Below are 24,755 nucleotides of genomic sequence, written 5' to 3' on the forward strand. Positions count from 1 at the left end.
AAGGGCGGAGTTGCCCCAGCCCTTAAAAGTAGAAATCAAGTCGGTATGGCAAAGGTACTTATTTTTTACCCAAAGCGATCAGCATCGTTTCGCCAATGACGGCGGGGGAGTCGGCCACGTGGATACCGCACTCGCGCATGATGCGCATCTTGGCTTCGGCGGTGTCGTCGGCGCCGCCAATAATGGCACCCGCGTGGCCCATCCGGCGACCTTTAGGGGCGGTTTGGCCGGCGATAAAGCCTACCACGGGCTTGGCGTTGCCGCTTTCCTGAATGTAGCGGGCGGCGTCGGCTTCCATGCTTCCCCCAATTTCCCCGATCATCACAATGGCTTCGGTTTCGGGGTCATTCATCAACAGCTCCACGGCTTCTTTGGTGGTGGTGCCAATGATCGGGTCTCCGCCAATGCCGATGGCGGTCGTCTGGCCCAGTCCGGCGCGGGTGAGCTGATCCACCGCTTCGTAGGTGAGGGTACCTGACTTCGAAACAATCCCTACGGTACCTTTTTTAAATATAAAGCCAGGCATGATTCCTACCTTACACTCTTCGGCGGTAATAACTCCCGGACAGTTGGGGCCGATCAGACGGCAGTTTTTTCCTTTGAGGTATTCTTTCGCCAGCATCATGTCCTTGGTAGGAATGCCTTCGGTGATACAGACGATCACCCCGACTCCCGCATCGGCGGCTTCCATGATGGCATCACCGGCAAACGCAGGAGGTACAAATATGATGGCTACATCGGCTCCGGTGGTACGTACTGCCTGATCGACCGTGTTAAAAACGGGACGGTCCAGGTGGCGTATTCCTCCCTTGCCGGGCGTGACCCCACCTACCAGGTTGGTACCGTATTCAATCATTTGTTGGGCGTGGAACGAGCCCTCAGAACCAGTAAAACCTTGAACAATAATCTTAGAATTCTTATTTACTAAAACGCTCATGTTATGGAATCGGTTTTTTTGGTAAAAGTAGAACGAAAAGCCCTAAGTAGCAAAATGTGACGATAATTTGTAAATTGCCCTTCGGCTAATTTGAACCCCTAATTCTTACCTTCTGGTTATGATTGCTCATGTCTTCTCGGACCTGGTCCTTTGCGTGACGGCGCTGGCCGTTTTCCTGGTATACTTTCAAAAACAACCTATATATAACCGCTTGCTGTGGGGGATTTTCATGATGAGTATCTCCCTGACGGCCCTGGCGGGGGTATTTCTTTTTGCGGGCTGGGATGAGCTGGCGTACGTGCGCGAATCGCTGCAACGCCTGGAACTAACGCTGGGAGCGGTGTGCATGGTGGTGGCCTCCTGGGCGCTCATCAACCGCCGCGATACCGGCCGACTGGCCTTCTGGGGTACCATTGGCGTAGGAGCGGGTATCTTCCTGGGGCTGGCCTGGTATGGGCTGGGTGTCATGGTCCAGATCATCCAGCCGCTTTGCCTGGTAATCACGCTCTTGATTGCGTGCCTGGGACTGGCGCGGCGGCAAAAGAGCGCACTGTGGGTCGTTTTTTCCATGACGCTCCTGGCCCTGGCGGCCAAATCCAAGTCTATTCCGCTGCCCATTCACCCCATCGACGTGAACCACTACCTGATCGCCCTGTCGACGTTTTGTGCCGGCAAGGCCGCGCAGTTTGAGTACAGCATTCTTTTTAAGTAATTAAAGTACCTAACGGGGAGCTGGCAGGGATTTCAACAGATCCTGTAAGGTTTCGTAAAGTTGCGCATCCGCCGCCGGAGGTACCTGGTGCTGAGCGAAAGGCGCGCCATCAGGACCGAACATCAGGTACCCCAGGTCGTCATTGGCCAGGCCCAACACAAAGGGGTACTTGCCGGGCGGCGGGGTCTTGGCGGAGGCACCTAGGGGGTACCTGGCTGCCGGTACGGCGATAAAGCTGGCGTCGCCGAGGCTAAAGGCCGTCGCTTCGGAGCGTAGGTAGCCCCAGCTTGTGTAGCCAGCTTCTACTACTCCCAGGGCCACTCCGGCCCGAAACGACTTACTCTGGACCGGCACATCAAAACTTTTCGCCCTCAGGGCTATTCCTGCTTGCCGAGTGGACGGTAGCGTGTCCTGACGCACAGCCTGAAGTACCCGCTGGGCTAGCTGCAGGCCCAGCGCCCGCGCTTTTTCGAAGGAAGGCGTGGTGTAGCTCTGCGCGGTGATGGGGTTGATGATTTCCCGTTGATCGTTGGGCGGTAAGGTACTTTTCGTGGCGGCGCTGACAAACACCGTGATTCCTCCCAGGCCCGGCTCCACCAGACCAAGCCCGGGGGAGTAAATTCCCTTCTCGGTGTATTCGCGGAGGTAGTGCGCAAAATCGGAGGTAATGAAAAGGTTTTTTTTCCAAAGCGTTTGGGGCGTGTAGTCTCCCACCACCAGCGTGCCGAGTGTTTGGCCGTTGCGGGTGTCGGTGGCGTGCATGATAGCCAGTTGGCCGGTTGTGTCCGTCACAAAACGCAAGGTGGTTGGGCGGAGGTGAGTCGCCGCTTCGGCCATGGCGCGGGCCGCTTGCCTTTCCACAAACTGAAGGTACTCCCGATTGACGCCCGACTTAACCGGGCTCTCCCCCCAGAAGCCCAGCAGGTCCGGGGCTTGGTGGTTGTGGGTACTACAAAGAATAGAATGGGTAATCCCGGCGGACTCCGGTATCTGCAAACGAATGCTGAGGATGTTGCTGTGCAGCAAACCCAACAAATCCAGCGAAGCAATAGCCAGGCGGGTTTGGCCGTCGTCGATCACCAGCGCGCGTACCCACAGGTCGTCATGTACCCCGTTGGCAGCCCGGCGACTCTCAAAACCCGCCAACCAGTACGCGTCAAATTTCCCGTTTCGGTTGTAGTCCCGAAAGGAATCACCGTCCCTGGGGTCATAGCGGGCGTCGCCGTTGTTGTCGTACCAGTGCTCCCGGATTTGGGGCGTAATGCGCAGGGCCGCGAAGCCCATGCGGAGCGGCTTGGATGGCCGGAGTGGGTCAATTTGCAGACTAAGCTGGTAGCCGGGATGCCGATCCCGACCGTTGTAGTAGGCAATGAAGCCCATGATGATCACCACAAACATCGTCGCAATCAGGCTCATCCAGAGCCAGGCTTTCCAATTTTTACTCATTGGGGAAGGTTAGGTACTTTTAGGTACTTAGGGTAGTGCCCGAAAAGATAAGGGCTCAGGGGCAGAAAAACAAAATTTGCCCAGGTTCCTACCTGCCTACCGGATGCTTCGCACTACCTCCTGCACCAACGCCGCCGAGTTGCGGGCGGCCACCTTCACAAACCGCAGCATGTCCTCGCGGGCCGTTCCGTCGGCCTTGTCGCTCAGGCTGCGAATCACCAGGCAAGGTACTTGCTGCTGCCAGCAGATCTGCGCCACGGCGGCCCCTTCCATTTCGGTGGCGTCGGCCTGGTAGTCGGTGCGGAGCTGCCGTACTTTTTCTTCCGACGACACAAACACGTCGCCCGTCACGATTCGGCCCACCATGACCCGAGGTACCCGGCTGCTGGCCGAAATGGCTTCCAGGGGTACTTGGTCGACGGCCCGGCGGGTTTTGGCCAGCAGCGCCGAGTCGGCCGGGAAAAAAGCGGGGTTAAACTCGCCCGAAATCGGATTGCGGGTTTGACGGGTCGCTACGTTCTGAAAGCTCACGTAGCCGAAGTCGTGGTGGGCTACTTCCCCGCCAATGACGATGTCGCCCGGTTGGAGATCCGGGTTGAGGCCCCCGGCAATGCCCGTGAAAAGTACCTCGGCGGGCCGGAAGTACTGGAGCGCCAGGGTGGTAGTCATGGCGGCATTCACTTTGCCCACCCCCGTGAGGGCAATCACCACGTCGCGCCCGTGGAGCTTTCCGCGGGTAAATTTAATCCCGTGGATCTGGTACACGCGCGGCTTCTCCACGGTTTGCTCCAGCAGCTTCACTTCGTCGTTAAAAGCCCCGAGCAGCAGGGTAAGGGGCCGGGTTTTGTACACCTGGGCCGTTGCCGGGCCGCAGGTACCTACCAGGAGTAAGAATACGACAAGAGCGCAATTTTTGGCAAAATAAAGCATAAAGAAAGAATATTAATGGGTACCTGATACGAGAGAAAGAATAGCAAAAGCGTCGATGATCAGCAGCGTGAGGGAGACCTCCCGCCACCGGCCCGTCGCTACTTTCAGGGCCGTCCAGCTCAGAAAACCCCAGATGATGCCCTGGGTGATGGAGTAGCTGAACGGAATGAGGCTGATGGCCAAAAAGCACGGAATGGCCTCGTCGAGCGCCAGCCAGTTGATCTTCGTCACGGGGCGGATCATGTAGGTACCTACGATCACCAGCGCGGGCGCCGTAGCCACCGCCGGAACTACCGAGAGCAGCGGCGACAAAAACAAGAAAGGCAGAAAAAACAACGCCCCAAATACTGCCGTGAGGCCCGTGCGCCCGCCCTGCTCGATGCCCACCGCCGACTCGATGTAGGTAGTGCCGGGGCTGCTGCCCAGGAGCCCGGCCAGGGTAGTGGCCACGGCGTCGGTGAGGAGGGAGCGGTGGAGGTGGCGCGGCTGGCCGTCGGCATCTTTGAGGTTGGCGGCTTCGGCCACCCCCAAGAAGGTGGAGAGGCTGTCGAAGAGGTCGGTGAAAATAAAGGCGAAGATCACCGGCCAGAGCGACCACCGCAGCGAGCCGAGTAGGTCGAGCCGCAGCAGCAGGCTGAAATCGGGCGCGGCCAGCCAGCCGTTGGGGGGTACTTGGGCGAGCGGCGTGCCACTGCCCTGCCCCAGCAGGTAGGCCAGCAGGGTGGTGGTCAGAATTCCCAGCACGATGGCCGCCTTGACGCGCCGCACTACCAGGATGGCCGTGACCAGCAGCCCCAGCACAAAGGTGAGCGGAAGTACCTCCGTCAGCGCCGCCGGACCGATGAGCGTGGCCGGGTTGTCGACGATGAACCCGGCGTTGGTGAAGCCAATGAGCGCAATGAAGAAGCCGATCCCCGCCGCGATGGCGTGGCGCAGCGAAGCCGGAATGGCCTGCACCAGCAGCGAACGTACTTTGAATAGTGATAATAGTAAAAACACGATCCCCGCCCAGAATACCGTACCCAGGGCGGTTTCCCAGGCCAGGCCCAGCCCTTTTACGGCCGTGAAGGTAAAGAAGGCGTTGAGGCCCATGCCCGGTGCTACGATCAGCGGATTGCGGGCGTAGAGACCCATCATGAGGCTACTAAAAAACGACAAAAGAACCGTCGCCGTAAGTACCCCGGCAAAGGGCATCCCCGCCTGGCTGAGAATGGCCGGATTGACCACGATGATGTACATCGTAGCCAGAAACGATGACAACCCCGCGATGAACTCGATCCGGACGGAGGTGCCGTTTTCCGTTAGTTTGAAGTAGCGATCCAGCATAGCAGCAAAGTACCTGGTTGGGGGTAGTTTAAAAAGAAAATCGGGCCGCGCCTGGGTACCTTTCAAAGTACCTTTGGGCTAGGGTAGTTTGGGGTGTTTGCGGTGATGATCGGTGGCATCCTGGTAGGCTTTGGCTACGGCAAGTACCTGGTTTTCTTGGAACAGTTGCCCCATAAACGTAATGCTTGTGGGGGTACCTTGCGGGCTGAATCCGTTGGGAAGTACCACGCAGGGGTGGCCCGTTAGGTTGGTAGCGGCGAGGTTGCTGTTGCCGTAGGTAGGCGAAAGGTACACCTCGACGTCGGCTTGCTTAAGTACCTGATAAAAGTCCTGGATCAGCTGGGTCCGGAGGCGGTTGGCCTGGATGTACTCCACGGCCGGAATAAAACGTGAAGCGCGGAAGACGTTTGGCCAGGCGTTTTTGATTTGGCGGGTTAGCTCGTCGTCGCGGTTGGAGCGGGTGAGGTCGTCGAAGGCGGCGGCGGCTTCGGCCGACAGGATCAGCGTCATGTCGCCCACGGGGTAGTCGGGGAGTTCCAGCGGTACGAGCGTAGCGCCCAGCTTTCGAAGTACCTCCAGCGTAGCCTGGTCGTGGGCGCGGTTGGGGTAGTTGCTGTCAAAAGCTTTTTGTAAGTACCCCAGGCGCACTCCTTTCAGCGAAGCGAGCGGCGCGTAGTTGAAAGGTACCTCCAGCACGGTAGCATCCTTGCCGTCGGGGCCGTAGATGGCGTCGAAGACCAGCGCGCAGTCTTCCACTGCCCGGCAGATGGGCCCGAGCTTATCCATGCTCCAGCTCAGGGCCATCGCGCCGTGCCGACTCACGCGCCCGTAGGTAGGCCGCAGCCCGGTGGTGCCACAGATGGTCGAGGGTGACACAATGGGACCTAGCGTTTCGCTGCCGATGGCAAAAGGCAACAGCCCCGCCGCCACCGCCGAAGCCGAGCCCGCCGACGAGCCGCTGGAGCCCTTGTCCGGCGCCCAGGGGTTGCGGGTCAGGCCACCAAACCACACGTCGCCCCAGGCCAGGGCACCCAGGCTGAGCTTGGCACAAAGTACCGCCCCGGCGGCTTCCAGGCGCTGGATCACCGTGGCGTCCAGGTCCAGGGTTTGGTCCTGGTAGGATTTGGCGCCCCAGGTTGTTTTGTAGCCTTTCTTGGCCAGCAGGTCCTTGGCTCCGTAGGGGATGCCGTGCAGCGGCCCCCGGTAGGTACCTGCGGCCAGTTCGGCGTCGGCGCGGCGGGCCTGGGCCAGCGCCAGGTCGTCGGTGAGGGTAATGACACAGTGCAGCTGGGCGTCGTATTTTTTCAAACGGTCCAGAAAAAACGTCGTGAGCTCCACCGAACTGATCTGCCGCGTTTTGATGAGCTGCCCCAGCTCCGCCACGGTGTAGTAGGCCAGCTCGTCGCGGTTTTTGGGAAGGGGTACTTTACCCAAGGTACTTGGTTGCAAGGGCTTTTTTTCGCGCTCAAACGTAAAGCCTTCGGGCAGCGGGTTGAATTGCAGCGCAGGCACCACGTCGTTCGGCAGAGGTACCTGGCGGAGGCGCGCGTAGCTGTCGCGGTTGTTGGTGAGGTTGGTCAGCATGGAGTCGCGCTCGGGTTCGGTGAACGTCAGGCCCAGCAGCTCCGCGGCGGCTTCTACCATGGCGTGGCCAATGGGTTGAGAAACCGGTGCCGACAAAAAAGACCCCAGCGCGAAGCTCCCGCCCAAGCCCAGTCCCAGCAACAGGTAGCGTAGCTTTTTATTCATCGTTTTGTATAAATTTCCAATGTTTATTTTATAAATACCCAAAATAACCAGGGGTGCTTTGGCGAAAGTACCAACAATTTCAAAACCTTCTCCACCCAGGGCAGTTTCTTTTTGGGGTAAAGTACCCTTTTGTATTGGATGTAGTACCACTAAACCTATACTATGAAAATCACTTATTTTGGCCATTCCTGCTTCGGGATCGAGACCGCCCACCACCGCCTTCTGTTCGACCCTTTCATTACACCTAACCCGCTGGCGGCGCGTATCGACGTCGATGAGATCCAGGCCGACTATATCTTTATTTCGCACGGCCACGAAGATCACGTCGCCGATGCCGTGCACCTGGCCAAGCGTACGGGCGCTACCGTGGTGGCGGCCTTCGAGATCATCGAGTGGCTCAAAAAACAGGGTGTGGACGCTGCCCAAACCCACCCTATGAACACGGGCGGTAAGTGGACCTTCGACTTCGGACAGGTACAGATGGTACCGGCGTTTCATTCCAGCAGCTTGCCGGATGGTACCTACGGCGGGAGCCCCATTGGCTACGTGATTCAGCTCAGCGGCAAAACGTTCTACTACGCGGGCGACACCGCCCTCTATACCGACATGAAGCTGATCGGGGAGCAGTACCAGATCGACTTCGCGTTCCTGCCCATCGGGAGTAATTTTACCATGGATATGTACGACGCCATGACCGCCGCCCGGCTGGTCAATACCCGCACGGTGATCGGGATGCACTACGATACTTTTCCCTACATCAAGATCGACCACGAGGCCGCCCGGAGCCTGGCCGAGAAGTCAAGCATCGACTTGCACCTCATGCCCATCGGGGGTACTTGAATGTCTAAAAAACCAAAGGGTACTTTGCCGCTGCGGCAAGTACCCTTTTCAAGTACCTCCCTGGTACGGTACCTTAATGTATACTATTCCCGTTGTTATCCAGGATGGAGAATTGCTTCATTTTCCAGGGCATAACCTTCAACTCGCCGTTGGGGTGGACAACTCCTTCGGCCTATTTATTTTTTTCAATCGGCGCTATCAACCCGCAAATTTCTGTATCATAAAAAACACCTTCAAAGTAAAGATTGTCTTTTAATAACCCTTCCCGCTCAAACCCCGTCTTTAGGAGGACTTGCCTTGATGCCCCATTATCGGGACTATAATTTGCAAATATCTTATGCAATCCCAGCGTATTAAATCCATAATCTAGCACAATTTTTAAGGCTTCAGAAACATAGCTTTTTCCCCAATGATCCGGGTGAAGGAGATAACCCACTTCTGCCTTAAAGTTAGCCAGATCTGTGCGATAATACCCCATCGAGCCTATCATTCGAGCCGGGTCTTCTTTAAGGCAGATGGCCCAGGAGATATTTTCAAATTTTGCGTAGGCCGTTGCGTATTCTGAAATTACCGCAAGCGTATCCTCCACTGTTTTATGCAAGGGTTTTAAAATGAACCGCATTACCTCCGGGTTTGACCTCAACTCAAAAAAGGCTGGGGCATCTGCCGACACCAGTTCCCGCAACAACAGCCGTTCTGATTTAAGAACAGGAAAGGTTTCGGGTAGATTTAATTTCCGCATAGCACTGTCTCTCGCTCAAAAGGGTTGTATAAATTGAATATGGATAATTTTTAGGATTTGTACTTACGCGGAACGGGATCTCAAAATGGTCTTTATCATATACAGGTTAGGCTCAACTCTTAGCTGTAGCGGTCGTTGCGCCAGGGGTAGGCGGTGTCGGAGTAGCCGCGCTCTTCCCAGAAGCCCAGCTTATTTTGCGGCAGAAACTCGATGCGCTTGATCCACTTCGCGCCTTTCCAGGCGTAAAGCTGCGGGGTGATCATCCGGACGGGCCCGCCGTGGTCGCGGGGGAGGGGTTGGCCGTCGGCGGTATGGACCAGCAGCACGTCGGGCTTGAGGGCCTCTTCCAGCGAAACGTTGGTGGTGTAGGTGTCGTAGCCGTAGCACATGATGTGCGTAGCGGTAGCGTTGGGCTGTACCAGCGCCGCCAGATCCAGCAGGCGCACGCCCACCCAGGGTACATCCATCCGCGACCAGGTCGTGACGCAGTGAAAGTCGCTGACATCGGTGGTTTGGGGCAGCGCCAGGAAGTCGGCCCAGGTAAGTACCACCGGGTTTTCTACCTCGCCGTCCAGCCGCAGCCGCCAGCGCTCCAGGGACACATCGGGTTTGTAGCCCAGGTCCAGCACCGGCCATTTTTGGGTTTCAAATTGTCCCTCGGGTAGTTTGGGCATGCCGTGGCGGTTGGCGGGGCCTGAGCCCAGCGGCTGGTCGTCGGCCAGGCTGGGGGTACTTTTTATCGTTTTCTCAAAGCGCTCCTTGAGCTTCATCCGCGCCTCGATGATTTTGTCCAGCTTACGATTCTCTTCCATAGGTTATTTTTTTAATGGTCTCCATTCCATTGCGACTCCCCATGCCATGGTCTTGATGCCTGCTTGACCCTGGCTAGTAAGGCCTTTCCTGCCTCGTAGGGATTATGTTGCTTGAGAGCCTTACTAACGTGCTTATTTTCCCCCTCTCTACTTTCCTTAGAACGTGTTTGGGAATTAAGAAGTACGGAGAGTCATCAGATCTTTGTATCGACGGCCGGGCGACCCCGCAAAATGCAAAGCCATGACCAGACAGTTCATTAAACTGACGGCACTGGCCGCCCTGAGACTCTCAGTGGGCTGCAATATCGGCCTTTTTACTGCTCAATCGCAAACGCAAAACGGACCTCTGCGAAGCCATGAATGCTACTCTATGGCTTTTGTGTAAGAAACAAAAAGACGCAGACGCAAAAAGCCACCGAAAGACCGAATACATTGATGGCCGTGTACCCTTTGCTTTTCCAAAAGGTACGCGGCTATTTTGAAATAGGTTCTGATCAGGGCTTTAAACGGCTAGTTTTAGTAATATAGCTTACAAGAGTTAAGGCAGCATCCGAGCCTTTGCTCAAAAAAATTACTCGCTACGCAGGCTTTTCACCGGGTTCATCAGGGCTGCCTTTAAGCTTTGGAAGCTCACCGTCAGCAACGTGATAGCCAAGGCCCCCGCGCTCGTCACCGCGAAAATCCACCACGACAGCTCCGTGCGGTAGGGGTACTGCCGCAACCAGCCGTCCATGAAGTACCACGACAGCGGGGTGGCGATCAGCAGGGCGATGAGAACCAGCAGCACAAAATCTTTGGAAAGCAGCCCCCACAAACTGACTATGCTCGCCCCCAGCACCTTGCGGACGCCGATTTCTTTGGTGCGTTGCTCGGCCACAAAAGAGGCTAAGCCAAACAAGCCCAGGCAGGAAACGAAAATGGCCAGGACGGCGAAGCATGAGGCCAGTTTGCCGATGCGCTCCTCGTCGCCAAATTTTCGGGCGTAGTCGTCGCTCACAAAATGATATTCGTAGGGTACGGTAGGACTGTACTTGGTAAACACTGCCTTGAGCTCTGCCAAAGCAGGACGAATCCCCTTGTCAGGATTGAGTTTTAGCACAATCACATTCTCCCATCCCCGGGATAGGCGGTACACGGACGCCCGGACGGGTTCGTAAGGGGACTGCACCACCATGTCCTCGATGACGCCGATCACTTGGTACGGTTCATCGTCGCTATAGATAATTTCACCCACGGCCTCCCCCTCAAACCCCATAAACTTGGCTGCGGCCTTATTGAGAATGATAGCTGACGTATCGGTTGAAAATGACCGGGAGAAGTCCCTTCCTTCACTAAACTGCCAGCCGACCGTTTTTCCGTAGTCATGCGAGACGGAGTTGGAGGGAAGGTCGACGGCCAAACCGGGGTCTTTGCCCCGCCAGTTGAAACCAGACCGGGGGTTCAAAGTACCGGCCCGACTTGATAAACCGCTTGTCTCCATGAACCAGGAGTTTGTTCGTCGAAGAGGATTGCAGCACATGCGTGAAATCGCTGCCATATTGCGCCCGGATTTCCGGCCCCAGCAGGTACGGATTGATTCCCTGCGTTACCTTTTTTCCGTTCTGCGTGATATGCTGCATTACCTGCACAATGCGGTCGTAGTTCTGAAAATTCTTATCAAACGACCGTTCATCGGACATCCAGAGCCCAATGGGCATCGCCACGGCCATCCCCAGGGCCAGCCCGCCGATGTTGATGAACGAGTAGCCCTTGTTGCGGGTCAGGTTTCGGAAGGCGATTTTCAGGTAGTTACGAAGCATGACACTGGGGTTCGGGCTGTGAAGAATTCTGGGTGAAGGAAGCCCAATGGCTTCTCTTCAGCGGACTTCCACAAAAGCCGTTCCAAGTGAAAAATATTATTGATTACCAGACTGTTACTAGATATGATCCAAGCAGAATTGTCCGTTATCGGACAGGGATGTTCATTTCCCGACAGGCTGCTGATCAACCAATACAGGTACTTGGCTCCTGCGGACGTTCTAAGTCAGGGGAAAAGGGATCTGGATTTTTGGCTAAGCATTTTCGCTTAGGTACCTAGCGCCGTAGCGCTGCTTCTTTTGCCTGCTGGCAAGTACCCATACCGCCAGCTGAAGCAAATGGCTCAGGCTCAGCAGGGGTACTTTGGGTACTTTATCAGGTAGCCCTAAGGAAACCAGGAAGGGGGGACTTTCTGATGCGCTTTCCCGAGCAGCGGTGCTAATCCGTTTAGGGTACCTCGCCGACGATTTTCTACCTGGCTCAGGTACTTCCCCAGGCTGTTTTTAAAGGACGTGGGCATCCAGGAAGGAGGGGGATAGCCCCGACACCCATTCCACACTCCTTCTCCAACGGATACATCCCCGTCCGAAGCAACGCCGACGGGGATGTATCTGGATAGGGAGGTCCTTTAATTTTTAGCCTGAATTCTCTTTTCAATTACACTTTCGGCGATGGGCAGGGCGGCGGTGTGTATCTTAACTTGCTGTTCCATTTGCTGAATGATTTCAGGGTACTTGGCGGCCAGATTATACTTTTCAGACGGGTCGTGCTGCAGGTTGAACAGCTGAACTTCGTCCAGTTTTTCAACCTTGGCCGGATATCCCAACGGGTTGTTTTTGTAGTAGTAAAGCTTGAAGTCGCCCTGCCGGGTCGCAAAAAGTTTGGAGCCGTGATAAAAGTACAGGTCCTTGCGTGGATTGGCCCCTGTGCCCAGCCACACGCCTGATAAGTCGAAGCCATCGTACACGCGGTCGTTGGGAAGGGTGGCACCGGCCAGTTTACAGATGGTAGGCAACAAGTCCAGCGTACTGCCCAGGCTCGACACCACCTCGGGTCTGACGCGGCCCGGTCCCCAAATAAGGGCCGGAACCCGCACACCACCTTCGTAGCTGGTTCCTTTGGCCCCGTAGAGCAGCCCAGCGGAGCCTCCATGTTCGTTAAAAATGGCCCAGGGGCCGTTGTCAGAGGTAAAAACCACATACGTATTTTTGTCCAGTCCTTCGCTGCGGAGGGTATTGAGTAGTTGGCCTACGCTCCAGTCAATTTCCTCGATCACGTCGCCGTAGAGTCCCCGTTCACTTTTTCCTTTGAAATCCGCCGAGGCAAACAGCGGAACGTGTGGCAGCGAGTGCGCCATGTACAAAAAAAACGGCTTCTTTTTGTTGGCTTTGATGTAAGCAATGGCCTCGGCCGTATAGCGTTTTACGATCGTGGTCTGATCGGCAGGGCGTTCTATTTCTTCCGTATTACGCAGGATAGGTACCTGAAAATACTCGGTTTTGGGATTAATAAAAGACTCCGCGTATTCCACACTATTGACCCGGTCCATGTCATTGCTGTACGGGATTCCGTAGTAGGAGTCGAATCCGTGGCTTGTCGGCAAATAGGCGGGCAGGTGTCCCAGGTGCCATTTTCCGATGGCCGCCGTGCTGTAGCCTCCGGTTTTCAGCAGCCGGGCTATGGTGTTTTCACTTTGGGGAAGTCCACCGTCCGAATCGGGGAAAAGCACGCGGCGGTTGTCTCCATACATGCCGGTCCGGACGGGGAGGCGGCCCGTCAGTAGGCCGGCGCGGGAAGGAGTGCAGACATTGGCAGCGACATAAAAATTAGTCCATTTCTGGCCTTCTGCAGCCATCCGATCGAGGTGTGGCGTTTTGATACTAGGATGCCCAAAGCAGCCCAGGTCGCCATAGCCCTGATCGTCCGTAAAGATGATGATAAAATTGGGTTTGGCATTTTTTTGGGCCTGAACGGCGTCCAAACCCGTTAGACCGATGAGGCTGGCCAGACAAACGAGGCGTGGGCATACCGCCCGTACAAAAGAGAAAAAGGTCGCAGGAGTTGACATACATGGATGGTTTAAGAGCGAAAGGAAAGCTTCAGTGGGATGGATCGGGTTTCTGCCAGGGTACTTTACCGCCTTGCTGTATGTGCTGCATCAGCAAGCCGTTTAGCTTTTTATAGACCTCGGGCTGTTGCGCCAGGACGTTTGTTTTTTCCAGGGGATCGTCAACCAGGTTATAGAGCTCCAGGGGTTCAAAGGGATTATTTTGCAGTAATTTCCAGGGGCCAAGCCGCAGGGCGTAGATACACTGCCCGGCGTAGTCGGTGCCCCCTTCGCGGCGGGTAAAATACAGCGGACGGGCTTCGGGGGAGGGTGACTGACCGCGCAACGTTGGCAGAAAACTTCGTCCGTTTAGCCAGGGATCGGGCGTCAGGCCAGCCACTTCCAGTAAGGTGGGGTAGATATCCATGGAAAGGTTCACCTGATCGGAGACCGTACCCGGCTTGATTGTGCCTGGCCAGACCATACTCGCCGGTACGCGTAGGCCTCCTTCGTACATACTCCCTTTGCCATCCCGGGTGGGGCCGTTGTTGGCCAGGCTGGGCAGGTGGCCGCCGTTGTCGCTCGTAAAGACAATGAGCGTATTGGCGTATTGGCCGCTTGCTTTGAGAGCCGCGATGACTTTCCCGATGCCGTCGTCCAAGTGTTCTAGGAGGGCAACCAGTTCGGCCCGTTTCGGCGAGATCCCCGGTTGGCGGGCTTTTACTTTTTGCAGCCATTCGGCGGGGGGCTGTACCGGCGTATGCGGAGCATTATAGGCCAGATACAAAAAAAACGGGCGCGCATCTTGGGCCTGCTGATGGATATAGTCTACTGACCACTGGGTGAAAAGATCGGTCGCATGTCCCTTCGGATCAATGGTTGTGGTGTTGTCGCGCATGTAGTTGATCTCGTGGCGGCGTTTCTGCCAGTAGTCGTCCATCATGTCTCCCAGCCAGCCTTTAAACGTATCAAAGCCCCGTTCGTTGGGCGTATTGGGTGATTCCAGCCCCAAATGCCACTTGCCGATCAGGGCGGTATGGTAGCCCGCTTTTTTAAGCTGTGCGGGCAGCAGGCTGGTTCGTGGTGCGAGGTAACCCCAGCTGTTTTCGGCATGCGTACGGATCACCCCCGGTACACCCACCTGATCCTGATACTGCCCCGATAGCAACGCCGCCCGTGTAGGCGAACAGACGGTGCTATTGGCATAAAAATGATCAAAACGCATGCCCTCCCGGGTCAGCTGATCCATATGGGGGGTGCGCAGGTCGCTGGTGCCATAGTAGCCCACATCGTGAAAGCCCTGATCGTCGGTGAGAATCAATAGGATATTGGGTTTTTGCGGCACGTTTGGGGGCTGCGGTAGGAAGGTCATGCCACTGAAGACGACCCCACCCAACGCCATGCCAAATACTTTTAGGAAATCGTTTTTCATGAATAGGAGTAATGGGTCCAATAACCGAAGGAAGTATGATTGGGAAGATACAGCTACGAGAGCGGTGAATTGAACTTCCCCGCTCTCGTGGCAGGCACCTCAGTACCCCGGGTTCTGTATCAGGTTAGCGTTGGCGTTCAGCTCGGTGATGGGTAGCGGAAACAGTACGTGGAAAGGCTGCGCGTTTCTCCCCCTGGCCTTCGCATTCGATAGGAGTTTTCCGTGGCGGATCAGGTCCTCCCGCCGCTTCATTTCCGTGTAAAACTCCCACTCTCTTTCCTGCAAAAGGCGGTCGCGGAGGCTGTCTTTGGTGAAGTTGCCCAGCTGGATAGGGGCTGCTCCAGCCCGGGCGCGTACCTGGTTGATCAGGTCGATCGCTGCCTGGGTAGGACCGTTCAGCTCGTTCAGGGCCTCGGCCCTGGATAGCAGAATATCCGCGTAACGTACCACGGGAATATCGTTGCCCTGCACGGCCCCGGCGGCGTTGGGGTCAAACTCGTACTTGCCGGAAAGGGATTGGTTGCTACCTAACAATTTGGTGAACCTGCCCGAGGTACTGGTGTACTCAGTAACGATCAGGTCCCGGCGTGTGTCTCCCGGCTCAAACGAATTCACAAAGCTGTCGAAGAAGTACGAACGCGCGGCAAATACCTGCTGGTTGGGTTGGGGCAGGGGATAGTCCGTCGGAAAGGTCAGGGCCACCAAGTTATGACCCGCCTGGGCTGAGGCCGGGATCACCCACAGCATTTCGGCGTTGCCTTCATTGGCCAGGGCAAATACATTTTTGTAGTTGGGAACCAGTACATACTTCTTCAGCTCCATGATCTGTCCAGTCACATCTGCGGTCTTTTGCCACTGCTTGGTATTCAGGTAGAACTTGGCCAAGATACCCAGAGCGGCCCCTTTGGTCGCTCTGCCGTACTGCGTCTGGTTCAGGGGCAACACCGCCGCTACGTCGAGCAATTCTTTCTCTAGGAAGGTTTTCATTTCCTCGTCGGTAGCCCGGGCCAACTTGAACTCCGACGGCGTCGAGGTAAGGTATAGCGGAACGGGCCCAAACCAGTCGTACAGCTGGTAGTACGCCAAGGCACGCACAAAACGCGCTTCGGCATTGAGCTGCTTGTCCAGGGCCGTGGCGTCGGCCGAGTTGGTGTTGTCAATGACGATGTTGGCGTCCCGAATGGCTCCGTAGAGGCCTCCCCAGGCATCATTAAAATACTGGTGGTTGCTGTCCCAGGTGAAGTTGGTCAGTGGCGTCAACAGCGCTTCAATACTTCCGCCCTGATTCCATACCTCCTGTGCGGTGTGGGCCGACAAAAACAGGTAGTTGTGACCCCGCATTTGTATGTTGCCGTAGGCGGAGGTGAGTACAGCCTGTTTACCGGTGTCGGTATTGAGGAAGTTGCCCGGAGTCAGTTCAGAATAGACGGTTTCATCCAGCAGATTTTCACAGGCCGCGCCCTGGATCAGGAGTACCAGCCATACTACTTTTATGCCATTTCGTTTCATAGTGTTTCTGAATTTTTTCGATGGAATCATTAAAAACCTACGTTGATACCCAGCATCCAGGTGCGGGCCAGCGGGTAGCCATTGTAGTCTATCCGCACGTTGCTACGACCAAAGGCGTTCGCTTCCGGATCAAAACCGACGTAGTTAGTGAAAGTGGCCAGGTTCTGTCCCACGACGTAGATCCGCGCCGACTGGATGAATTTTACCTTTTCAATCGGCAGGTTGTAGCCCACCGACAAGTTACGTAGACGAAGATAAGAGGCGTCCTGCAGGGCCAGCGTATTTACTTTTCCCCCGCCGTAGGCGGAGGGCTGCACGCCTGAGGGCCATTTGGCACCCGGATTTTGGGGCGTCCAGCGGTCGAGTGCCTGCTCGGTAATCCGGTTGCGGCGGGCGTTGTTGGGATACATACTTTCCAATACGTTGATGTTCAGCATATCCGCTCCCTGCTGTCCCTGAAAGAAGAAGTCCAGCTGAAAGCGTTTGTAGGTGAGGTTGTTACTGACACCGTAGGTCAAAGCAGGGAACGGGCTGCCAATAATCTGCTGATCGAGGGGTGTGATCCGGTTGTCGCCGTTTACATCTCTGAATATAGGATATCCGGGCTTGGAACCGGGCTGGGCTGAACCGGCAATATCATCCCCCGCCTGGAAAAGCCCAGTCACTTCGTAGCCGTAGTAGGAGAAAGCCGGATAGCCTACCGTTACGATGGTGGTAGGACCAATGGACTCAATAGAGCCGGTAATGATGTTGGTTACCTCGCCCAGGTCGGTAATTTTATTTTTGATGGCGGCGAAGTTCATCGTGGTACTCCAGGAAAACGATCCCTGCTTGACGTTGGTAGAGCTTACCATTACTTCCACGCCCTTGTTCTGCATTTTTCCTACGTTAGACAGGATGGAGTTAAAGCCCGTCGCCCGCGGCAGGGGCAGGTCAATCAGCATATCGCGGGTATTCTTGATGAAGTAGTCAACCGTCGCGCTGATGCGTCCCTGCAGGATACTGGCGTCCAGACCAATGTTAGTCTGTTCGGTAGATTCCCATTTCAGGTCTGGGTTGGCAATGCGCGAAGGACGGGTACCTACCAGCACCGCGTTACTGAATACGGCACTGGCTCCGGTGGTGTAGGTCGTCAGGGAAGCATAATTGTTGATTTCCTGATTACCCGTAAGTCCCCAGCTGGCCCGAAGTTTTAAATCATAAAAGAAGCTGGGTAAGAAGCCCTCTTCACTCAAACGCCATCCCACGGCCACCGAGGGGAAATAGCCAAACTTGTTATTGGCCCCGAACCGGGAGGAGCCGTCGGCCCGCAGGGATGCCGTCAGCAGGTACCTGTCGTTCAGGGTGTAGTTGACCCGGCTCAGGTACGACAGGATACTGTTATCCTCCTGTCCGCTAAATAGGTTGTCAAGGTTGGTGTCGCCCAGGCCCAGGTTATTGGTGGAGAGCGCATCGGAAGGAAAGCCCCGGATGATTCCGGAAAAAGTCTTGTTGTTGAAGTACTGGTAGGTAACCCCGCCCAACAGATTTAGCGTGCTCTTTTCGGTCAACTGCTTGCTGTAATTCATGGTATACTCCGTCAGTACGTTGGAACGCTCTATGGTAGCAATATTGGCAATCCCCTTGGCCGAAAGCCCGTTGAGGGTTTTCGTGGAATTGAAGAGGTCCCGCCGGGAAGTCTGGCGGTCTGAACCAAAATTCAGCTTGGCCTCGAGTCCGGGCAGTATCGTGTATTTGACGAAAATATTACCCATGGTCCGGTTGGTCACGTTGGAGCTCGATAGACCTTCTACCAGGCTCATCGGGTTGTTGATGGTCAGGTTCTTGGACTGCGAAAACCGGCCGTCTTCGGCATACACGGGTTCGGTAGGGTCATACAGCAGCGCGGCGTTGATAGGCCCGGAGTTTTCATTGTTGTTGACCCCGTCCAGGCTGTTCGCATCATTCACCAAACTGGTGTTAAGGTTGATGCCCATACTCACCTTATCTCCCAGTTTCCGTTCCAGATTCACGCGGGCTATGTACTTCTTGATGCCTGACCGCTTCACGACTCCTTCCTGATTGAAGTAATTGAGCGAAGAGAAGAAAGTTGTTTTATCATCCCCGCCCGATACCGATAGGTTGTGGCTGTTGAGGGGCGCCCGCTGGTACACCTGATCCTGCCAGTCGGTACCGGCTCCAATGCGGGTTATGTCGGCGGCCGTGAAATCCGGCGCGCGTCCCTCGTCCTTGGCCAGATCGTTCATAAACTGGATATACTGGCTGGCGTTGAGCACGTCCATTTTACCAGGAACCGTCTGGACGCCGGTATTGAAATCGTAGTTGACTCCAATTTTTCCTTGGTTTCCTTTCTTGGTAGTAATCAGGATCACTCCATTCGCCCCCCGGGAGCCGTAAATGGCGGTAGCTGAGGCGTCTTTCAGGATTTCGATGGAGGCAATATCGTTGGGATTGATGGAGTTCAGCGGGTTACGGGGGTTGTTGTTGGTACCGGTACCGGCCCCCCCGCTGGAGGCCGAAAGCAACGTGCCGTTGTCAATGGGCAGTCCGTCAATCACGTAAAGGGGTTCGCTGCCGGCCGTAAGGGAGTTAGCTCCCCGGATTCGGATCGACACCCCGCCGCCGGGCTCCGAGCTGGTCTGATTGATTTGCACGCCCGCCGAACGGCCCAGCATCATCTGATCGACCGACGCATTGGCTCCGGGATTAAAGTCCTTTTCACGCAGGGAGGATACCGAGCCCGTCAAATCACTTTTTTTCTGCGTGCCATAGCCCACCACGATCAGTTCTTCGAGGGCTTTTACATCTGCTTTCATCTGCACATTCATTACCGATTGGTTGCCAACGGCCACTTCCTGCGGCATGTAGCCCACGAAGGAAAAGATAAGCACAGCGCCCTGATCCGTCACGCTCAGTCTGTACTTGCCTTCGATATCCGAGGTGGTGCCCTGATTGGAGCCTTTTAACACCACGCTTACTCCGGGCAACCCCAAGCCCTGTTCATCCGTCACGATACCGGTTACTGATCTATCGGCAGCAATCCGGCTTTGCGAAAGTGAAGCAAGGCGCTGTGAACGATCCTCCAAGGGTGGAGATACCATCTCATCCGTCATCCGGTTATTGATACTTCCCGACGCATTGGCCCCGTTCCTCGGCCGTTGACTTTCGGTTTGTTTGGTGAGGATGATATAATTGTTTTTTACTTTTTCGTAACGCAACCCCAGCGGCTGCAACAAGGCCGCAAGGCTCTCTTCCAGGGACAGTTGGGGCTGAACGGCACTGGCCGGGACGTACAAACCTTGCAAAGAACTATTTTCAAAAAGAATGTTGACGCGATACCGGGTTTTAAGTCGTTCAATCATATCCGTCAAACGATATGAAGGAGTGGGTTCGCTGCTGGGAAGGGCCTTGGTATGCTGAGCCAGCGCCTGGGCAGTTACGGACAGGGGGAGTTGCATCACCGAAAGTAGGCCAACCAGGAGTAGTCGGGTCAACCGAAGCAGCCGACAGGAACGTAAATAGTCTATCATGGGAAACGGATTAAAGGTTTAAGTGGTCTAGCCCAGTACGGTCCGGCCAAGGTCGGTGTATGGCGTTTGGTACATCAGATACGAAAAAGACCCGCTGCCCTAATGAGAAAATAAAGATTTTTATTAGAAAATTTATAAATGCCCGGTTTTATAAAAAAAGACAGGGGTTGAGCCCTGTCTTCGTTCTTCGCCCCGTGGCTTTTTTTATTGATAGAGCTTATAAGTGGTTTTGGATTTCTCCACCCGCAGTTGCATCATCCGCGTGAGCGCCTCCAGTAAATCGTCTGCCTTATCAGCCTGGAAAGTACCCGTCACCGTCCGGTTCATAAGCTCCGTCTGTGGAATGATGATCGTAATCCCAAACGTATCATGAAGCTGATTCGCTACTTCCGCTAGTGGCGTGTCCTGAAAAAAGAACTGATGGTTCTGCCAGGTTACCTGCGCCGGCAGGCTAGTCTGTCGTTGTTTTTGCAGATGACCCTGGGCAGAAACGGTGACCACATCACCGGGGACCAAGAGCACGGGTTGCGCCACTTTCGGGATATTCATACGCACGCGGCCGGTTTGCAGCATCACACGGGTTTTATTTCGACGGCTGTTAACGACGAACACGGTCCCTAAAACCTCCACTTGCGTCCCGTTAGGCGTCTGCACCGAGAATAGTTTAGAATCCGGCGGATGGGTAACCTTGAACTGGGCCTCGCCCGTCAGCAAGACCCGCCGGGTACCCACACCAAACCCGTACCGGGCGTAGCGCAGAGAGGAGTGGGCGCCCAAAACAACCGCAGATCCATCGGGTAGGGTTACCGTCCGAATCTGTTGGTAGTCGTTTGTCAGCGTCTTATAATACCACCAGTCGGCCGACAGCCAAAGGCTCAGCAGGAGTAAAACGGAGGCGGCGACGGCGGACCAGCCCCCGGACAGCCTCCCAAGCCGATGCCATGGGTAGGGGGGCGGTTCCTGCACAGGCTGAGCTGGCTCGGACACGATCGGCTGCCGGGAGGTCAGCGGAGGCGTTGCGAGCCGATACTGCTCATAGCGGTCGTGCGCCGAATCCAAATCGGGATGGAACTGAGGATGTTGCCGTTCCCACTCGTCCAGATAGAAAAAATACGCCTTCGTGCCTTGAACAGTATGCAGACAATTCTCAATTAACTGACGTTCCAAGGGGGTAGCGTGGTGGGCGAAATAGGCAAAGAAAGCGGCTTTGGTGGGCAGTGGTTGCTCGTTCATGGTAGTAAAACTTTACGAAACTGGATTAATGCTTTGGTGATATGGGCTTCGACCGTTTTGAGCGAGATATTGAGTTCGTCCGCTATCTCCTGATGCTTACGGCCTTCAAACCGGCTCAGCAGAAAAACCCGGCGAACCGCCGGACTTAAGGCATTGATCACGGCCTCCACCTGTCTTCGCAACTCGTCAAACTGGATGTCTTCCGTCGGGCTATGCTCACCGGAGGTGGATGTTAAAATGGATAGATCCGGCAGCTGATCTACCGAAACAGTGCGCCTGGCTTCCCGTTGCAAATACAGCAGGCAATTTTGCCGCACGGCCCGGTAGAGGTACGCTCGGTAGGAAAAGGTAATCCGTTCATAAATCCTTTTATGCCAGATACTTTGAAAAATGTCAGCCACGATATCCTGCGCCATGGCCTGATCATACACAAACCGAACGGCATGGTTGCACAGGGGCTTGTAATACCGGCGAAACAGCAAATCACAACCCTTGCTGGGATCTGCTTCGAAGGCTCGGCGGATCAGTAGCTCGTCATCAGGGGGCGTTGGCATCGACTCCGCAGGATAAAAGCCGCTGGGTGTTCGCGGGATTGATGCATCACCGGGTGAATCGGGAAGAAGGGCTGACATCATGGTTGAGGTAATCATTTGTTTTTGATTAAGATACAGAAATGAACAGTACCCCTAACGGGTTTTCCATGAATGTTTTTCCCTTTCATGATTCTCGATATTTTCTAACCCTTCTTTTACGCAACCAGCTCCCTCCCAGTAATCATTTCGAGCATCGTTCGTACAGTATCCAGGCCCCTCCACCGCGAACGAGGCCATGGTTTTTCCATACAACGCTTTGAGTCGAATCAGTACCCTCCTCCAATGTCTATCCCTATGGCAAGTTTGGTCATGGATGAGTTGATTGGACTTTATTTTTGCTTGTTGAATTGAAGTTGAAAGGATTTGATCTGGTTTCTTCCGATTTTTTCTTTCAGGACACCTTGTTCTACTTTGGCGGGACCGATAGCGGTCTCCACATGGGTGATGGCCTTAGCTGATGAGATGGGAATGGAACAAGAAACAGCAGCGGCCTGTGGCAAATCTTCCAGATTCCAGAATCTTGCCACAACTCCCTCTTCGATTCCATCTTCCGAAGGTTTGAGAGCCCAAAGCAACACATTCGGATTATGTGTTTGAAGATAAGAATAAGTTTTTGAAGGGAACTTGCCTGAATTGGGATTGATGACACCTGAAGCTAAAGGATTTTGGTGCTCCAAGGCAAAGCGCATGGAAGTAGCAGCATCATAAACCAAATGGGTGCCGATGGCAAACCGTTGGGTAAAGAGCGAATCACCTCCCTGATTTAAAATACCCAATCCTTTGCCATCAATCTGACCTCCTGCCAACACAGTTATTTGTGGGGTTTTTGTATCAAGATGTTCCAGCTCACTTTTTCCCAGTTTCATGAATGAGCAGTCTGCATTTGAAATTGTAAAACCAAATTCTTTGGCTTGGACAGCAGCAAAATGATTGAAGGTTAACCAATCAAACCTGCCGTTTTTGACAGCATAATGACCACCTTCGGTATGGGGTTTGGCTTTGATGATCGCCCCGACTTCTTCATGCCAAACATCCGCATCTTCCAGGTTGTGGGAGAATGTCCACGTTTGGGTATCTGCAAAATTTTCGTTGATTTCATTATGGATCTCAATCCGGGAGATTTCCTTGAATAGTGTGATTTTAGTGGTATGGGCTAATGGTGATTTTCCTTTTGCTACAAGCGTAACGGATACAGGCCCTGCATTTTCCACTTTCAATTCCCCATTGGCTTCAATTTCTGATCCGAGATCATTCCAATATTTACCATCCATTTGAGAAACAAGCGCTCTGTTTCCGTTTTTCTTGTCAATCAAATCGGTAACCACTCCCTGAGAAGTCATGGTCAATTTAAAAAAATCATTTTCAATAATCCCGTCACGAGCTGTAGCAGCATCAGAAAAGGATTGGGGAGTTCCTTCTCTTACCTCAAAAACTTTGTAGCCTACGGATGGAATATCAGTAGCCAGTAGGCGAATCGACTTTTTGCCATTGAGATTTATTAATTGGAAGGGGACTTCAAGATTGGATGTCAGGTCAATTACTTTGATATTCAACGGACCGTTATAAAGAAAATCACAATAATCCGTTCTATTCCATCCTAAGGCATTGAATGCATAGAACCTGATGTGCTTACTCTTGCTTTGGATGTGATTTCCGAGTTCCTTTAGTGATAAGGAATGCAACTCCTTAACATAATCAGTCAACTGGGCTTCAATTTTTCTTTGCCACGCTGCTCTTTCATCCCTCGAAACCGGCCCGTCAGCCGTCCAGTCATGTTCATAATAAAGTCCCAAAGCCATCCATGCCTTTCGCTTTTTTTCTTCCAAATGGTCCAGAAATGTTGGGTTATACTGAAGCATGACCGTGGCCATTGCTTCTGCTGCCCTCAGCTTTTCTATAGATCGCTTGACCTGCGAAGAAACTTCAGCCAGGGAAGCACTGTATAAATCCCATTCATTCCCATATGCCAGGGATTCTTTTGGCAGTTGGCGTCCATAAGCTGCTTTGAAGGCCTTAAAAAAATCCGATTGGTTGGAAACAATAACTTGTTGCTCTGGATTTGTTTTTTCTTGTGCCGTTTTTACAAAATTGTTTGTGGTAGTTTCCAGGTCATCCCAACCGTAGCCAAAAGCCCCTGCAATTCGATAAGGATGATTCGGTGCTTCGCATAACTCGCTCAGCTGATCCACTGCCAAAGCAGGACCCCTTGCTTCTGCATAGCCTCCCAGCTGTTTGTTTCCATCTTTACCAGGGACAATCGAATACCATTTCATCAACACCTGAGAACTGTCCAAGCCACTGTACCAATAAATTTCTTTGTCCCGTTTACTCAGCCCGGGAACTTTGGTCACGCAGTCACATACTCCTTTCCAACTGAATTTTACTCCTGAACCTGCCCAAAGCGATCCCAGGCCCAAGGGCAGTGTCTGATTTTCCATTGCCACCGCTTGGTCGAGTTCCAATCCATATTTTCTTTCCAATTCACCCGCATAATACATCCCCCGCAAAACCGCTTCAACATTGGTTCCTCCATAGCAGGAGACGAGGGCATTGTAGGGCACGCTGATGTGACCTGATTTGATCTTACTTATGAGTTTTTGAAATTCTTCAGGGCTTTTGTTTGCCCCATATTCCCAAAGCCAAAAAGTCCCATCTGCATTAAATCTTCCCTGGTAGGGTGAAGGAAGGGAAGAAGTACTGTCACTTTGGGCAATGTAATAGTCCAACATCCTGATAAAGGCGTCCCTGTATTGCGCTTCATTTCCGGTCCACATGTAATCAGTGTGATCGTCATTGGAAATGTAGAGCTGCTTTGGAGGGGCTTGACCAAAGGCCAAAATGAGCCCTGCAAAAAAGATGAAAATGAAGATGGAAGTGGCTTTTTTCATTCGACTACCTTTAGTTTTGATTTGTCATACTCTCACTTTTTCATGTAGAGAAAAACATTTGAAATTCGTTCATTCTTTATTTCCCCTAGGTAAATCGCAGGTCTTACGTTCTCTTTTAGATAGTGTGTCGCTATTTCATGGTCTAACCCCCTATTTCTTGGAGTCGGATTCTACAAATTGGTACAAGTTAATATTCTTTGAATAATCTACTATCACAGTGCTTTCTTGGTAA

The 24,755-nt window shown here is 53.9% G+C and carries 18 protein-coding genes; 2 read left to right on the forward strand and 16 right to left on the reverse strand.

Translation table 11 applies throughout. The annotated features are described in order from the left end of the window. Window positions 1-58: 58 nt before the first annotated feature. Complete coding sequence (gene sucD, locus HNQ92_RS27725) at window positions 59-937, reverse strand: succinate--CoA ligase subunit alpha (protein WP_184179832.1); 879 nt, start codon at window positions 935-937, stop codon at window positions 59-61. 118 nt (window positions 938-1,055) lie between these two features. Between sucD and HNQ92_RS27730 the strand changes: the two genes are divergently transcribed. After that, window positions 1,056-1,649, forward strand: a complete 594-nt coding sequence (locus HNQ92_RS27730) for a DUF6962 family protein (RefSeq protein ID WP_184179835.1) — start codon at window positions 1,056-1,058, stop codon at window positions 1,647-1,649. Between the two features lie 9 nt (window positions 1,650-1,658). Here the strand turns inward: HNQ92_RS27730 and HNQ92_RS27735 are convergent, their stop codons facing one another. The 4 genes from HNQ92_RS27735 to HNQ92_RS27750 all read right to left on the reverse strand — a co-directional run bounded on the left by HNQ92_RS27735 (window position 1,659) and on the right by HNQ92_RS27750 (window position 7,100). Further along, window positions 1,659-3,095 (reverse strand): hypothetical protein, encoded by a 1,437-nt coding sequence (locus HNQ92_RS27735; RefSeq protein ID WP_184179838.1) that lies wholly within the window; start codon window positions 3,093-3,095, stop codon window positions 1,659-1,661. A 96-nt stretch (window positions 3,096-3,191) separates the two neighbouring features. Then, window positions 3,192-4,025: a 5'-methylthioadenosine/adenosylhomocysteine nucleosidase gene (locus tag HNQ92_RS27740; protein ID WP_184179841.1), complete on the reverse strand. Its 834-nt coding sequence runs from the start codon at window positions 4,023-4,025 to the stop codon at window positions 3,192-3,194. Window positions 4,026-4,037: 12 nt separating this feature from the next. Then, window positions 4,038-5,351, reverse strand: a complete 1,314-nt coding sequence (locus HNQ92_RS27745; RefSeq protein ID WP_184179883.1) for an NCS2 family permease — start codon at window positions 5,349-5,351, stop codon at window positions 4,038-4,040. A 78-nt stretch (window positions 5,352-5,429) separates the two neighbouring features. Continuing rightward, window positions 5,430-7,100 (reverse strand): amidase, encoded by a 1,671-nt coding sequence (locus HNQ92_RS27750; protein WP_184179845.1) that lies wholly within the window; start codon window positions 7,098-7,100, stop codon window positions 5,430-5,432. 162 nt (window positions 7,101-7,262) lie between these two features. Here HNQ92_RS27750 and HNQ92_RS27755 point away from each other — a divergent pair, with 162 nt between their 5' ends. After that, window positions 7,263-7,940 carry a metal-dependent hydrolase gene (locus HNQ92_RS27755; protein WP_184179848.1) on the forward strand — a complete coding sequence of 226 codons (678 nt, stop codon included), beginning with the start codon at window positions 7,263-7,265 and terminating at the stop codon, window positions 7,938-7,940. 172 nt (window positions 7,941-8,112) lie between these two features. Here HNQ92_RS27755 and HNQ92_RS27760 read toward each other — a convergent pair whose 3' ends face one another. The 11 genes from HNQ92_RS27760 to HNQ92_RS27805 all read right to left on the reverse strand — a co-directional run bounded on the left by HNQ92_RS27760 (window position 8,113) and on the right by HNQ92_RS27805 (window position 24,523). Beyond that, a complete protein-coding gene (locus HNQ92_RS27760; RefSeq protein ID WP_184179851.1) occupies window positions 8,113-8,682 on the reverse strand; it encodes a GNAT family N-acetyltransferase in 570 nt (189 codons plus the stop codon). Between the two features lie 119 nt (window positions 8,683-8,801). After that, the gene (locus tag HNQ92_RS27765; protein ID WP_184179854.1) at window positions 8,802-9,494 is read right to left on the reverse strand and encodes a sulfite oxidase-like oxidoreductase; all 693 of its coding nucleotides are present in this window, start codon (window positions 9,492-9,494) and stop codon (window positions 8,802-8,804) included. Between the two features lie 571 nt (window positions 9,495-10,065). Next, the gene (locus HNQ92_RS27770) at window positions 10,066-10,893 is read right to left on the reverse strand and encodes an ABC transporter permease (RefSeq protein ID WP_246440945.1); all 828 of its coding nucleotides are present in this window, start codon (window positions 10,891-10,893) and stop codon (window positions 10,066-10,068) included. After that, window positions 10,856-11,293, reverse strand: a complete 438-nt coding sequence (locus tag HNQ92_RS28830; protein ID WP_246440953.1) for an ABC transporter permease — start codon at window positions 11,291-11,293, stop codon at window positions 10,856-10,858. Before HNQ92_RS28830 ends, HNQ92_RS27770 begins: the two co-directional genes overlap by 38 nt. A gap of 626 nt (window positions 11,294-11,919) precedes the next feature. Next, window positions 11,920-13,359 (reverse strand): sulfatase family protein, encoded by a 1,440-nt coding sequence (locus tag HNQ92_RS27775; RefSeq protein ID WP_184179860.1) that lies wholly within the window; start codon window positions 13,357-13,359, stop codon window positions 11,920-11,922. Window positions 13,360-13,390: 31 nt separating this feature from the next. Then, the gene (locus tag HNQ92_RS27780; protein ID WP_184179863.1) at window positions 13,391-14,770 is read right to left on the reverse strand and encodes a sulfatase family protein; all 1,380 of its coding nucleotides are present in this window, start codon (window positions 14,768-14,770) and stop codon (window positions 13,391-13,393) included. 99 nt (window positions 14,771-14,869) lie between these two features. After that, window positions 14,870-16,279, reverse strand: coding sequence for a RagB/SusD family nutrient uptake outer membrane protein (locus tag HNQ92_RS27785; protein ID WP_184179866.1), 1,410 nt, complete (start codon window positions 16,277-16,279; stop codon window positions 14,870-14,872). Window positions 16,280-16,308: 29 nt separating this feature from the next. After that, window positions 16,309-19,809: a SusC/RagA family TonB-linked outer membrane protein gene (locus HNQ92_RS27790; RefSeq protein WP_184179869.1), complete on the reverse strand. Its 3,501-nt coding sequence runs from the start codon at window positions 19,807-19,809 to the stop codon at window positions 16,309-16,311. Between the two features lie 204 nt (window positions 19,810-20,013). Beyond that, window positions 20,014-21,042: a FecR family protein gene (locus HNQ92_RS27795; RefSeq protein ID WP_184179873.1), complete on the reverse strand. Its 1,029-nt coding sequence runs from the start codon at window positions 21,040-21,042 to the stop codon at window positions 20,014-20,016. After that, window positions 21,039-21,677, reverse strand: a complete 639-nt coding sequence (locus tag HNQ92_RS27800) for an RNA polymerase sigma-70 factor (RefSeq protein ID WP_246440962.1) — start codon at window positions 21,675-21,677, stop codon at window positions 21,039-21,041. Before HNQ92_RS27800 ends, HNQ92_RS27795 begins: the two co-directional genes overlap by 4 nt. A gap of 287 nt (window positions 21,678-21,964) precedes the next feature. Further along, window positions 21,965-24,523, reverse strand: a complete 2,559-nt coding sequence (locus HNQ92_RS27805) for a glycosyl hydrolase-related protein (RefSeq protein ID WP_184179876.1) — start codon at window positions 24,521-24,523, stop codon at window positions 21,965-21,967. Between the last annotated feature and the right edge of the window lie 232 nt (window positions 24,524-24,755).

The sequence above is a fragment of the Rhabdobacter roseus genome (assembly GCF_014202275.1).
Lineage (GTDB): Bacteria > Bacteroidota > Bacteroidia > Cytophagales > Spirosomataceae > Rhabdobacter > Rhabdobacter roseus.